13 protein-coding genes are annotated in these 12,544 nt (G+C 35.8%); 9 read left to right on the forward strand and 4 right to left on the reverse strand.

Annotation, left to right across the window (positions count from 1 at the left end; genetic code table 11):
- Genes trkA through BELBA_RS14435 form a run of 4 tightly spaced genes read right to left on the reverse strand, consistent with a single transcriptional unit; the run spans position 1 to position 4,346 of the window.
- Positions 1–1,347 (reverse strand): Trk system potassium transporter TrkA, encoded by a 1,347-nt coding sequence (gene trkA, locus BELBA_RS14420; RefSeq protein WP_014773430.1) that lies wholly within the window; start codon positions 1,345–1,347, stop codon positions 1–3.
- A 51-nt stretch (positions 1,348–1,398) separates the two neighbouring features.
- Positions 1,399–2,058 carry a tetratricopeptide repeat protein gene (locus BELBA_RS14425; RefSeq protein ID WP_014773431.1) on the reverse strand — a complete coding sequence of 220 codons (660 nt, stop codon included), beginning with the start codon at positions 2,056–2,058 and terminating at the stop codon, positions 1,399–1,401.
- Positions 2,059–2,092: 34 nt separating this feature from the next.
- The gene (locus BELBA_RS14430; RefSeq protein WP_041779395.1) at positions 2,093–3,343 is read right to left on the reverse strand and encodes a DNA recombination protein RmuC; all 1,251 of its coding nucleotides are present in this window, start codon (positions 3,341–3,343) and stop codon (positions 2,093–2,095) included.
- Positions 3,249–4,346 (reverse strand): alpha/beta fold hydrolase, encoded by a 1,098-nt coding sequence (locus tag BELBA_RS14435; RefSeq protein ID WP_014773433.1) that lies wholly within the window; start codon positions 4,344–4,346, stop codon positions 3,249–3,251. Before BELBA_RS14435 ends, BELBA_RS14430 begins: the two co-directional genes overlap by 95 nt.
- 95 nt (positions 4,347–4,441) lie before the next feature.
- Between BELBA_RS14435 and BELBA_RS14440 the strand changes: the two genes are divergently transcribed.
- The 9 genes from BELBA_RS14440 to BELBA_RS14475 all read left to right on the forward strand — a co-directional run bounded on the left by BELBA_RS14440 (position 4,442) and on the right by BELBA_RS14475 (position 12,378).
- Entirely contained in the window at positions 4,442–5,533 is a 1,092-nt protein-coding gene (locus BELBA_RS14440) for a DUF2891 domain-containing protein (protein ID WP_014773434.1), read from the forward strand.
- Positions 5,530–6,747, forward strand: a complete 1,218-nt coding sequence (locus BELBA_RS14445) for an Nramp family divalent metal transporter (RefSeq protein WP_014773435.1) — start codon at positions 5,530–5,532, stop codon at positions 6,745–6,747. Before BELBA_RS14440 ends, BELBA_RS14445 begins: the two co-directional genes overlap by 4 nt.
- Positions 6,748–6,864: 117 nt before the next feature.
- Complete coding sequence (locus BELBA_RS20200) at positions 6,865–7,512, forward strand: amidohydrolase family protein (RefSeq protein ID WP_052307638.1); 648 nt, start codon at positions 6,865–6,867, stop codon at positions 7,510–7,512.
- Positions 7,513–7,535: 23 nt separating this feature from the next.
- On the forward strand, positions 7,536–7,877 hold the full coding sequence (locus BELBA_RS20205) for an amidohydrolase family protein (protein ID WP_052307639.1): 342 nt from the start codon (positions 7,536–7,538) through the stop codon (positions 7,875–7,877).
- 144 nt (positions 7,878–8,021) lie between these two features.
- Positions 8,022–8,909 (forward strand): dienelactone hydrolase family protein, encoded by an 888-nt coding sequence (locus tag BELBA_RS14455; RefSeq protein ID WP_014773436.1) that lies wholly within the window; start codon positions 8,022–8,024, stop codon positions 8,907–8,909.
- The gene (locus BELBA_RS14460; RefSeq protein ID WP_041779396.1) at positions 8,867–9,289 is read left to right on the forward strand and encodes a tyrosine-type recombinase/integrase; all 423 of its coding nucleotides are present in this window, start codon (positions 8,867–8,869) and stop codon (positions 9,287–9,289) included. Before BELBA_RS14455 ends, BELBA_RS14460 begins: the two co-directional genes overlap by 43 nt.
- Positions 9,290–9,414: 125 nt before the next feature.
- Positions 9,415–9,918: a TIR domain-containing protein gene (locus BELBA_RS14465; RefSeq protein WP_014773437.1), complete on the forward strand. Its 504-nt coding sequence runs from the start codon at positions 9,415–9,417 to the stop codon at positions 9,916–9,918.
- On the forward strand, positions 9,918–10,805 hold the full coding sequence (locus BELBA_RS14470) for a DUF4231 domain-containing protein (protein WP_014773438.1): 888 nt from the start codon (positions 9,918–9,920) through the stop codon (positions 10,803–10,805). The genes BELBA_RS14465 and BELBA_RS14470 overlap by 1 nt, the downstream gene beginning before the upstream one ends.
- Position 10,806: 1 nt before the next feature.
- The gene (locus tag BELBA_RS14475) at positions 10,807–12,378 is read left to right on the forward strand and encodes a phospholipase D-like domain-containing protein (protein WP_014773439.1); all 1,572 of its coding nucleotides are present in this window, start codon (positions 10,807–10,809) and stop codon (positions 12,376–12,378) included.
- Positions 12,379–12,544 lie beyond the last annotated feature (166 nt).

The raw sequence follows: 12,544 nt of genomic DNA on the forward strand, positions 1-12,544 counted from the left end.
CTAGTGAAATAACTTTTCTAAGGATGATTTGGCATTTGGCAGAGCAAAAACGATTGCTTTATCATCAATTTGTAATGTAAAGTCTCCATCTGGAATATAAACTTGATTACCTCTTATGACTCCTGCTACAATGGCCGTTTCCGGGAAATGCAAGTCTTTTAAAGACTTTCTTGTAACCCTATTATTTTTAGTGATGACATACTGAATAAATTCAGCATCTACACCATAGATACCAGATACAGCTTCCACATTTCCTTTTCTTAAAAATCTGGTGATTTGGTTTGCTGCAACTAGCTTTTTGTTAATTAATGAATCTACCCCAATACTGTGAGAAATGTGAATGTATTCTCTGGTATCTACATGAGCTATGGTTTTATAAACACCATGATTTTTAGCTGTCAAACTTGTAATGATGTTTGTTTCTGAAGATTCAGTTACAGAAATAAAAGCTTCCATTTCTTCCAATCCCTCTTCAATCAATAGATCAATATTTTTATAGTCTCCATTGATAACCAACGTATTATCCAATCTTTCTGAAAGCCATTTACAGCGTTCTTTATCTTTGTGAACTAGAGTTACTCGATAATCATTTTCTAGTTTCAATGCAGTTGCATAAGCCATGTCATCTCCACCAATGATCATCACATTCTTGATTGTAACTTTCTTTTGACCAAGAAGCTCCAAAATGGATTCTACTGCTTTCTTATTTGAAATGAAAAATACATGATCGTTATTTCTGATGATTGTATTTCCTCTCGGAATGATCGTAATCTGATCTCGAACAATGGCAATAATTCTGATATCCTTAAAAATCAAGTCTTGACTCATTTCTGAAATTGCCCTGTTGACAAGAGAACTGTATTGGTCTAAAGTAATCCCAACTACATTTAATTTACCCTCCTCAAACTCAAAAACATCAGTAAACGAAGAGTTTTGTAGCATTCTTTTGATCTCCGTGCTACAAAGCATCGTCGGTGAGATAATGTTGTCAATGCCGATTTGATTGAAGTACACTTCGTGATCAGGTGTCAGGTAGTCATGAGTTCTCACTCTCGCAATCACTCTTTTTGCACCAAGTTGCTTTGCTAAAGCGGCTGTAACAATATTGGTTTTTTCGGAGGTAGTAACTGCCATGACCATGTGAGCTTCATTGACACCTGCTGTCTGTAGAATCTCAAGAGAAGTAGCATCTCCTACAATGGTCAAAACATCTAAATGTGAGGAAACATTATCTAGGACATCTTTATCTGTATCGATCATCACGATATCCTTATTATCAAAACTCAATCGCTCAGCAAGATGGTAACCCATATCTCCTGCCCCTGCAATGACTATTTTCATTCCCATAAGGGTGAATTAAAATTGATTATAGTGTAAATGTAAAAACTTAGAATGAATTTAATTACAAAAATTACTGATATATCTATCAACTGCATTGCTCCCTAGTCTTTTGCTTTCTTTCCAATCTTCACAAGCCTCCATTTTCTTATTTGCTTGATAATTACTAATTCCTCGATTTGTCAAAATATCAGAATTATCCGGACTGAGTTTCAAAGCATAAGTGTAATCTACTATTGCATTTTCAAACTGTTTTGTTTTCAGATGACAATTACCTCTATTAAAATGATAGGCCCAAACAATTGGAAAATCTTCTCCATTGATTTTACTATAAGCTATGGCTGAAGAATAGGCTTTTATCGCCTTTTCAAATTCCTTTTGCTCTTGATAAATATTTCCTAAATAATAGGCCAATTCATCATCTTCTTCAAAAATATCAAGAGCATAATTCAATGCTTCGATCAACTTATCTGTTTTTTGCGGAATATTTCTAATTGCATTGTAGTAATTGACATAGGCTGGGTGAAAAGTAGGATCTTTTTCAAATACTGTCTCTAAAATTTTAGCGGCACTTTCGTATTTTCCTGAGGAAATCATATCCTCTGCGGTTTTTGTAACCACTATGGAATTATTTCGCTCCTCTGCGTCCAATTCATATATTTCTTGTCCAATAACCCAAAAGGAACTGAAAAAGAGAAAAGTGAAAAATATATATTTCATAAGCTATTTTTTTCACAAGAAATGAATTTTCCACTTATTCCAAAAGCTTTTTTCCTTCTTCCTCAGGAAGATCCTCTATTTCTCTCAATTTTCTTTGTATCACTCTCGTCCTTGTTCCTACTAAAATATCTAAATCTGTACTGGCCTCAGAGATTTTTTTCTGTGCTTTACTGATCAAATCTCCAAACTTGGCGAACTCTGTTTTTACAGCTCCCAAAACCTTCCAAACTTCACTGCTACGTTGTTGAATCGCTAATGTCTTGAATCCCATTTGCAAACTATTCAACATTGCTGCTAATGTTGTTGGACCAACAAGAATTATTTTATAATCTCTTTGCAACTGCTGAGCTAAATCTCCATCGCGGATGACCTCAGCATAGAGACTTTCCATAGGAAGAAAAAGTATTGCGAAATCTGTAGTAAAAGGAGGAATAATGTATTTATTGCTGATATCTTGGGCTGACTTTTTAATTGCTTTGAAGAGTTCAATTTTTGCTGCTTCTACAAGCGCCTTTTCTCCTAAGTCATAAGCATCCAACAACCTATAGTAAGTCTCTTGCGGGAATTTTGCATCTATAGGAAGATAAACAGGACCTTCTTGACCATTTCCAGGCATTTTGATTGCAAACTCAACCCTCTCAGAATTTCCTTTTTTGACTTGAACATTGTACTCAAATTGATCAGGAGCTAAGACATTTTCCAAAATGGCTTGCAATTGATACTCACCTAGGACTCCTCGGGTTTTGACATTGTTTAGCACCCGTTTCAAATCGCCAACTCCCGTAGCCAAAGTTTGCATTTCACCTAACCCTTTTTGCACAGCAAGAAGTTGATTACTAACTAATTCAAAAGATTGACCTAACCTTGTTTCTAAAGTTTTTTGAAGCTTTTCATCAACAGTCTCACGCATTTTCTCCAATCGCTCCTCTGTTGACTGTAGCATCCGTTCTTGCTTGTTGATCAAATCTTGAAATTTCTCTCTCTGTAGCTCGTTAAATTCCTTGACATTTTCTCTAAAGAGTACACCAAAGTCCTTCAATACAGCAGATTGCTCTTTAGAATTTGATCTTAATGAATCGAAAACTAAACCAAACTGATGCATCAAACCATTACTAATCTCAGATCGATTAGAGGCCATTTGTTGATTGATTTCTCTTCTGAGTTCTTGAAATTCTAGCTTATTTCCTGAATCAGTATGACTCTTCTGGTGTAACTTGTAAATCAAATAAATAAGCAGAAGAGTTTGAAGAAGTAAAATGAGATAAATCGGATTTTCTAAAAGCATGACTGTAATATTTTGGAGGTGAAAAGTAATCTATATCAGACTGAATGCCTAGAAATGATAAATATTCTAAGACAGTCTCTGTCGGCATTTCTTCCATAGGAACATGACCTACGCTATCGAATACTTTGAATTTTGAGCCAGGAATTGCTGCTGCTAATCTTTCTCCATTAGCCAAAGGAATCCAATTATCCTCTCGACCCCAAATAATCAAAACAGGCATATCGATTTTTTCAAAATCAATTCTTAACGGTCTTTTATTTGTCAATCTTTCTAAGGTTGCTCTTCTATTTCCTTCCCTTCTCATCAATTCATAATAGCGCGTGAGATTTCCATCCTCGATTTTTTTAGAATCATAATACACTTGATTCATATTCATTTTGAAAAGAAATTTTGGAGTGCACTTGAGAAGTATTTTTGAGAAAATAGGATGACTTGCTAACTGAAAAATGGGGGCTTTTGATGAATTAGAACTTTTAGTTTTTGTTTTCGATGCCGCAGGGTTTGGAGCGCCTGAGGAATTTATCAAATTCAAAGTAAGAATACGATCAGAATTAACTGATGCCATTCTCAGTGCTACGGCTCCCCCCATCGAATTCCCTGCTATGTGAAATTTATCCACCCCTAAGTGATCTGCTAAGGTAAAAAGCAAGTCCGCATATGCTTCTACTCCATACCGCTGCTGCACATCGGGACCGGTCAACCCATGACCTGGCAAATCCATGCTAATAGTCATAAAATAAGGTGACAATTCATTCACCCATTCTTCCCAAGTATGTAAAGAAGAAAAACTCCCATGAATCAGAAATATAGGTTCACCCTCTCCTCTTACATTGACATGCATATTTATCCCATCCACATTGATAAAGTAAGAGGATTCGTTAGCATATTTTTCTATTAAAATTTCAGGATTTATATCACTTCTATAACTCAGAGATAATGAGAGTCCAAGAATAATAAGGAGAACCAAAAGTAATTTTAAAATAAAGACAAGGACTTTTTTCATTTTGAAGAATGGTTTCCACAAGTTTACAAAAATTAAAAATTAATTTTAACTTGACACCTTGCTAGTCAACAGAAATTCATTTCAACAGATAACATATGAAAAGAAATTTACCTTTGTTAATATTCTTACTCTTAATTTTTTCTGCATGCGAGCCTAATAATTCTCAAGAAGAAGTTCAGACGCTTCAACTTACTTTAGAAGAAGCTAATAGATTGGCTGAATTACCACTTCATTGTATGCAAGTAGAATATCCGAATAAATTGAATCAAACTTTGGCTTCAGAAACATATCTTAAAGGTCCCAAATCACTTCATCCCGCATTTTACGGCTGCTTTGACTGGCATTCAAGTGTTCATGGGCATTGGATGTTAGTAAGTTTACTCAGACAGTTTCCTGAGCTAGAGAAGAAAGAGGAAATCAAGAAAATGCTGCTAGAAAATATCAGTTACTCGAATATCTTAGCGGAGGTCAATTACTTTTTCCAACCTCAAAATTCAAGTTTTGAGAGAACTTACGGCTGGGCCTGGGTACTCAAATTGGCTGAAGAACTCTATCTCTGGGATGACCCTGTAGCAAAAGAATTAGAAAAGAACCTTCAGCCTTTGACAGATTTAATGGTAAAGAAATACTTAGATTTTCTACCTAAGTTAAATTACCCAATTCGAGTAGGCGAACATAGTAATATAGCTTTTGGGATGTCATTGGCATTTGACTATGCAGAGACAGTCAACGAAAAGGAACTTTCAGAAATGATTCGCCAACGGTCAAAAGATTGGTTTATGAATGATGTGGATTGCCCGTTGAATTGGGAACCTAGTGGATATGATTTTCTTTCCCCGTGTTTTCAGGAGTTGGATATCATGAGAAAAGTGCTTGAAAAAGAGGAGTTTGATTTATGGATTACTGAGTTTATGCCCGAATTGAAAAATAAAGACTTTGAATTAAAACCTGGAGAAGTCAGTGACCGAACAGATGGTAAATTGGTTCATTTGGATGGATTGAATTTTAGTCGAGCTTGGTGTATTTATGGTTTAGCAAGGGCCTATCCTTATCAATATGGTCATCTGAATACGATAGCAAATGCTCATATTTCTTATTCTCTTCCCTCAATTGTAGATGACAATTACGAAGGAACACATTGGTTGGGCAGTTTTGCCGTCTATGCTTTACAGCAAGGTAGCAAATGACTTGGAGGAAATACATTGGGCCAGGACCATTGGTCGCAGCCGCATTTATTGGTCCAGGAACAGTTACTGTTTGTACCCTTGCAGGTGTAACTTTTGGATATGAACTCCTATGGGCTTTGGCGCTATCCATTGTAGCTACTGTAGTTTTGCAGGAAATGGCAGCTAGAATTGGGCTTCTTACACAAAAAGGACTCGCCGCAGTGATTTCTGAATATCTTCAAAAAGGAATTGCTCGATATTTTTCTATTGCGTTAGTCTTGATGGCCATAGTCATCGGAAATGCAGCTTATGAAGCTGGAAACATATCTGGAGGTGCTCTAGGAGCAGAACTCTTCTTTCATCTCCCAAATTTGAATATTGGTCAATTCAAAATCAGTTTGATGAATTTTCTAATTGGTTCCATTGCTTTATTGCTCCTACTCACAGGAAATTTCAAAACAATTACCAATTACCTGACAGTGCTTGTCATTTTGATGAGTTTAGCCTTTTTAATCACAGCTATTTTACTGAATCCTAATTTATATGAATTGTTAAGTGGTTTTGTACCAAGGGTTTCTTCTGCAAATATTCTTAATATCATAGCCTTGATTGGAACCACAGTTGTCCCTTACAACTTATTTCTTCATTCGACATTGGTCGGTAAGAAGTGGAATAAACCAACTGATATCAAATACATCAGATTTGATACTGTCGTATCAGTAGTAGTTGGTGGATTAGTTTCTATGGCAATTGTAGTAACTGCATCTTCTGGGAAAATTCTTAGTATAGAATCCGCAGCCGATTTGGCTGTTGGGCTAGAAACACTCTTGGGGAGTTATGCTAAATATTTTATGGCTTTTGGTTTATTTTCAGCAGGAGTTACGTCAGCTATTACAGCACCTTTGGCAGGGGCTATGGTGATTTGTGGCTGTTTTGGTTGGTCCACAGAAATCCAAAGCGCTGCAATGCGACTTAGCATTTTGATCATTTTGGGTTTGGGTCTTGTTTTTTCATCTCTGGGAATCAAACCCATCGAATTGATTTCATGGGCACAGATTTCCAATGGAATTCTCCTGCCACTCTTAAGTGCCTATATTCTTTGGCTAGTCAATAAAAAATCTGTAATGAAAGACCATGTCAATACCTTATCGATGAATATTCTTGGAGGTGTGATCTGGTTAATCACTTTGACATTAGGAGTTTGGAGTATCTATAAGGTTATATTTATGGGTTGATTTGAGTTTTTTGGTGACAGCAGTTCAATAAACCCATTGATGATAATTAATGCAAAATCAAATTTGATTTATATATGAATATCTCTATATTGTCTTGTACTCATTAAATATATACAGATGAATTTAGATCGATTTTTACACTTTAGATCCAACCTTATCCTGTTGGGAAATTCTTTTCAAAAACTATCCAAATTATTCGCGCTAGTCTTCTTGTTAACCTTTTCGTTTCATTCGGTATTTGCCCAAGAATCAAAAGGAATTTTGATCTCTAATGTAAATATTTTCGATGGAAAAAGTAAAAACTTACTCTTAGCAAAAAATGTATTCATAGAAGGAAATAGAATTTCAAAAATTTCAAGTGATCCAATCGAAGTTGGAGAAACGGTTATTTTGATAGATGGAAATGGGAAAACGCTCATTCCAGGTCTTATTGATGTGCATGTCCACATGGTTTTTGGTTCATTGTCTATTCCGCAGATGGCATCACCTGACTTAAGCGAAGAAACAATTTTTAACAATGTTTCTTTACAATCCAAGAATATGCTACTTCGTGGTTTCACATCAGTTAGAGATGCAGGAGGTCCAATTTTCCCCTTAAAACAGGCTATTGATGAAGGAAAAATTCCTGGCCCTAGAATTTGGCCATCAGGAGCTACAATCAGCCAAACCTCAGGTCATGGAGACATGCGATTGCCGGGAGAAAAATCAAGTAGGTTTTTTGGTCCAATTTCCCGAGCAGAATCATCAAACGTGCCCCAGTTTTAGAGGGTCAACAATTGATTTGGCCAATGGCAAAAAAGTTGAAAATGAAAGTTGCCTGGGGAACTGATTTCCTTTTCGAGCCTTCACTGATGGACACTCAAAATGATTATATTGTTATGTTGCAAAAGTGGTTTACTCCATTTGAAATCTTAAAAATGGTAACACATGATAACGCACAATTATTAGCATTATCGGGATTAAGAAGTCCCTATCAAGGAAAATTAGGGGTAATTGAAGAAGGCGCACTAGCTGATATGGTTTTGATCGATGGAACCCCCCTTGAGGACATTGAAATTATAGCGCAATATCAAGATAAGTTTACTGTGATTATTAAAGATGGTAAGATCATTAAAAATGATTTAGAATAATTCATTGATCGCTGATTAACGATCTTTTATATGAGGATATTTCCGTTAAAATATTTCTTAAGACTTATCAAAACAATTTCCTTAGATTCAAGATTCTAAGCTTACAAATTATCAATAAAAAGAACTTTAAAACCACAACAAAAGATGAAACCCATTAAGAAAGAAGATATTAGCCAAGATGTATTTGACATTTATGATGAGTATGTTCATAGTAAAATTGATAGAAGACAGTTTGTAGAAAGGCTTTCTTTATATACTGCAGGAGGTTTTACAGTTTCTGCTTTGATGAATTTTTTGATGCCAAATTACGTGGAGGCAAAAAGATTCCATCTTGAGGATAAGCGTTTTGATGCGGAGTATATCACATACAATTCTCCAAAAGGAGCTGGAGAAATGAAAGCTTTGCTTACCAAACCAGCTGGAATGACAGGGAAATTACCAGGAATTGTCGTAGTTCATGAAAACAGAGGATTGAACCCATACATAGAAGATGTAGCCCATCAGTGCGCTTTAGATGGCTTTATTGCAATTGCTCCAGATGCTTTGACGCCTTTTGGTGGTTACCCAGGCACAGATGAGGAAGGAAGAACTATGCAAGCAAAGAGAACCAGAGACGAGATGTTGGAAGATTTCATTGCAGCTTATGAAACCTTGAAAAATCATCCGGACTGTGATGGAAATATTGGAGTAGTTGGGTTTTGCTTTGGTGGCTGGATATCCAATATGATGGCTGTTCGTGTTCCTGGACTCAAAGCAGCCGTTCCCTATTATGGAGGGCAGCCAACAGCAGAAGAAGTCCCTGCGATTAGTGCTCCTTTGCAAATCCACTTTGCTGAATTAGATACACGGGTAAATGCAGGCTGGGAAGCTTATAAAGCAGCATTAGACGCCAATGGTAAATCTTATGAAGTACACTTTTACGAAGGATTAAATCATGGTTTCCACAACCACTCTACCCCAAGATATGATGAAGCAGGAGCAAAATTGGCTTGGGAAAGAACAGTGAAATTTTTCAGAGAAAAGCTAGTGTAGAGATTGGAAAATTTAATAAAGAATATATTTTATCTAGAGGCTATTCTTCTTCCTATCAAAACCAAGTGGTGAATGGTATCAAATTATTTTTTCAAAACAGAAGTGGTATCAAATTCAATCCAGAAATAGTCTATAGGCCAAAAAGAGAGAAATTATTGCCCAATGTGTTGAGTAAAGAGGAAATTAAAAGCATATTAGATAGCCATCAGAATCTTAAACACAGGGCGATGCTTTGTCTCATATATTCCTGTGGACTTCGAAGGGGTGAGTTATTGAATTTAAAAATAATGGATATCGATAGTAAGAGAAATATTTTAATTATTAGGTGCACCAAAGGGTTAGATCAAATTAAAAGTCCTTTAGATGGATTGGATATTTAGAAATTAGTTTTATGTTTAGATAATTGAAAAATATACGCAACAGTTGCGCATTCCATGCCATATGGAACAAAAAGCGCAATGGTTGCGTGAAGAAAACCGTTGTGGTGCATTAAAAAACAAAGAACATGGGATATAGAAACAAAACATATATAGTCTTTGACGGAGACAATGATATTTGGGCTTATCGGTTTATGAAAGGTTGGAAAGCCAATAAGAATATTGATTTTGACTTTCATGATGCCCATGACATAAATAGATTGACAAGCATTGCTCGAAGCGAACAGTATATAAAGGGAAAGCTTAAGGAAAGATTTAAAAGTGCTAAACAAATTATAGTTCTTATAGGTGACAGCACCAAAAACCTTTATCGATATATACGTTGGGAATTAGAAGTTGCACAAGGATTGGATTTACCAATAATCGCTGTAAATCTTAACAATTTTAGAGCTCAAGATAATGACAGAGTACCGCCAATTATCAGAGACGAGTACGTGGTTCATATTCCGTTTAAATTAGCAATTATCAAATATGCTTTAGACAATTTTCCTGCTGAATTCAAAAGTCGAAAAGCTACGGACACAGGCCCTAGAGTTTATTCAGAAAGCATTTATAAAAACCTTGGTCTTTAATGGAAGCTCATAAAATAAAATATCCTGCACTTTTTACGAGTTCCGACAACTACTCCATAAAGGCTCAAGATAATTTCAAAAATCTAAACAAGTGGACTCTTGTTGCTCTTGTAGTGGCAACAGTACTTACCTCATTAACTCAAGAAAATTGGGCAATTTGGACATCAACAGCCCTAATCCTCGTTTCTGCTATTCTGAGTACACTAATGTTGGTATTGAAATTTGAGAAAGGATGGTATGAAGGACGCGCTGTTGCTGAAAGCATAAAAACATTGTGTTGGAAGTTTATGACAGGTGCAAGGCCATTTTCAATTGACCTAAACGAAACAAAAGCCCAAAATCTCCTGATTGAAAATTTCAAAAAAGTAATAGGCCATAGAAAGGACTTTTTCACTCTCATAGGTAGTGATTTTGCAGAAAATGAGCAATTACCAGTTGAACTTATGAATATTCGTAAACTGTCAAAAGATGAACGAATTAGTATTTACAAAACAGAACGACTTGAAAAACAAAAAAAATGGTACACAGATAAGACAACGGAAAATAAAAAATGGACCAAAATCAGTTTTGCTGTAATCATATTAGCACAAGTATTGGCTGTAATCTCATTAATCCTGAAAATAAAGTTTGAATTTGAGTTTTCAATAGCACCAATTTTAGTAACAATATCAACTGCCTTTATCGCTTGGCTTCAACTAAGAAGATATCAAGAATTGAGTCAATCTTACTTGATAACTGCAACAGAGTTAAGTCTAATAAAGTCAAAAATTAACCAAGTGGACACCGAAAGTGACTTTTCGGAATTTGTAGACGACTCTGAAACAGCTATATCAAGAGAGCATACTTTGTGGCTAGCAAGACGAGATAATATTGAACTATTTAAATAAAATGAGAGTAGAATTTCTAGGACACGGACTTCATAAAGACCATACCAACACGGTTGGTCATTATATGATTGACTCCTTTAAAAATGACGACTACTACTCTTTTGTTGGCTTCTCTGCATTTACGAAAATGTCAGGAATTAACCGAATTAAGGAAGAACTACTTGAAGCTTCTAAAAAATTTCAGTCGTTAAAGTTCTACCTAGGAATTGTCAGAAAAGGTACTTCAAGAGAAGCTCTTCAATTTTTAATCGACAACAATATTGAAACTTGGATTTTCTGTACAGAAGACCAAATAATGTTTCACCCAAAAATTTATTTTTTTCAAGGCAAACACAATTACCGCTTTATTACAGGCTCTTCCAACTTGACAAGTTTTGGACTCTTTGAAAATATAGAAGCTTCTACCTTTTTTGAGTTTTCTAAGACTAATCAGCAAGGGAAAAAACTAGTCAGACAATTTGAAGAATATTTCGAGCCAATTCTGAACGGTACAGATAACAACGTACAGAAACTCACACAAGAAGTTTTAAAAGACTTGGAAGATTCAGGCTTTATATGGCCCGAATCAAAAACAAATGCTGAATATGAATTTGTAAAGTCAAATAAAAAAGCCTTTGCTAAAAGAAAGAAATCTAAGTTTGATAAAGGCTCATTAGGTAAAATTGAATCAAAACCGCCCTCAAACAATAATGATTCTGACTATATACCTGTGATAACACAGGATTACTTAAACTCTTGGCCTGATTTTTTTGAGCTATTTAAGGAGTTCAAAAAAGAGAATAAGGACAAAGGAGATAAATATAGTGTGGTCGTTCCAAGAGATTATAAAAATCCGTCCTTATATAATTGGTACTTAAAACAAAAGATTTACTTCAAAAATAAAACTCTACCACCTGAACACGAAGAACTACTCAAAAAAGAACATTTCTATTTCGGTGATGCTCATAAACTATGGCAAGAATGGAAAGACAGCACTAAACTAAAGTTGCTACAAGAAGCGGTTGACGAAGGCGAAAATATTGGACTTAGTCAGCGATACGAGTATAAAGGTGTCCGACTTGGAACTTGGATTCAAGGAATTAAAAAAGCCAATAAATCAGGCAAGAAATTAGACGTGATGGAGAAAATCAATGAGATTTTCGATTTATCTTCTAAAAGCCGGACTCCAGTTGACACAGCGAATAGGTTTATAAATGACCTTCTAGAAGCTGAAAACCCTGAAAAAGCTTCTTTTCAAAATAGATTCAATCACTCAATAAGAGATAGAATTGACGAGCTACCAGACGAAGTACAACAAGACATAGTTGATGTTTGGTTTCTAGTTTTTGAAGAAGAACGCCCGCTTGGACGTATTAGGACAAGACAAAAAGACCGAACTGACGAATGGAAAGCTTTTAGATACAACAATGCTATAAACCCAGAAGGTGTTTGGTTTTCAACATACTCAGCTATGGGAGATTTATACAGTTGGGTAAGACAAAAAAGAGAAGTGAAGTCTAGAATGGACTTGGTAAAAAAGAACTTTAACGAACAAGAAAAAAGTGAACTACGGAGAGAAGGATTTCCGATTTGAAAATAATAACGCACCACAATCGAGTAGACGGCCGTGAGCCATAAGCTCACGGTGCGCCTCTCACACCACCGTACGTACGGGTCTCCCCGAATCAAGTTCGGGGCAGGCTGTATACGGCGGTTCACTGGATTGTAGGTTGCGATTTGAGGTAATAAGAAAGCATGGA

This window comes from Belliella baltica DSM 15883, assembly GCF_000265405.1.
Taxonomy (GTDB): Bacteria; Bacteroidota; Bacteroidia; order Cytophagales; family Cyclobacteriaceae; genus Belliella; species Belliella baltica.

Coding starts and splice junctions, on each gene's coding strand:
- trkA (WP_014773430.1), bottom strand. CDS start 1,347: ATGGGAATGAAAATAGTCATTGCAGGGGCAGGAGATATGGGTTACCAT.
- BELBA_RS14425 (WP_014773431.1), bottom strand. CDS start 2,058: ATGAAATATATATTTTTCACTTTTCTCTTTTTCAGTTCCTTTTGGGTT.
- BELBA_RS14430 (WP_041779395.1), bottom strand. CDS start 3,343: ATGCTTTTAGAAAATCCGATTTATCTCATTTTACTTCTTCAAACTCTT.
- BELBA_RS14435 (WP_014773433.1), bottom strand. CDS start 4,346: ATGAAAAAAGTCCTTGTCTTTATTTTAAAATTACTTTTGGTTCTCCTT.
- BELBA_RS14440 (WP_014773434.1), top strand. CDS start 4,442: ATGAAAAGAAATTTACCTTTGTTAATATTCTTACTCTTAATTTTTTCT.
- BELBA_RS14445 (WP_014773435.1), top strand. CDS start 5,530: ATGACTTGGAGGAAATACATTGGGCCAGGACCATTGGTCGCAGCCGCA.
- BELBA_RS20200 (WP_052307638.1), top strand. CDS start 6,865: ATGAATTTAGATCGATTTTTACACTTTAGATCCAACCTTATCCTGTTG.
- BELBA_RS20205 (WP_052307639.1), top strand. CDS start 7,536: ATGGCAAAAAAGTTGAAAATGAAAGTTGCCTGGGGAACTGATTTCCTT.
- BELBA_RS14455 (WP_014773436.1), top strand. CDS start 8,022: ATGAAACCCATTAAGAAAGAAGATATTAGCCAAGATGTATTTGACATT.
- BELBA_RS14465 (WP_014773437.1), top strand. CDS start 9,415: ATGGGATATAGAAACAAAACATATATAGTCTTTGACGGAGACAATGAT.
- BELBA_RS14470 (WP_014773438.1), top strand. CDS start 9,918: ATGGAAGCTCATAAAATAAAATATCCTGCACTTTTTACGAGTTCCGAC.
- BELBA_RS14475 (WP_014773439.1), top strand. CDS start 10,807: ATGAGAGTAGAATTTCTAGGACACGGACTTCATAAAGACCATACCAAC.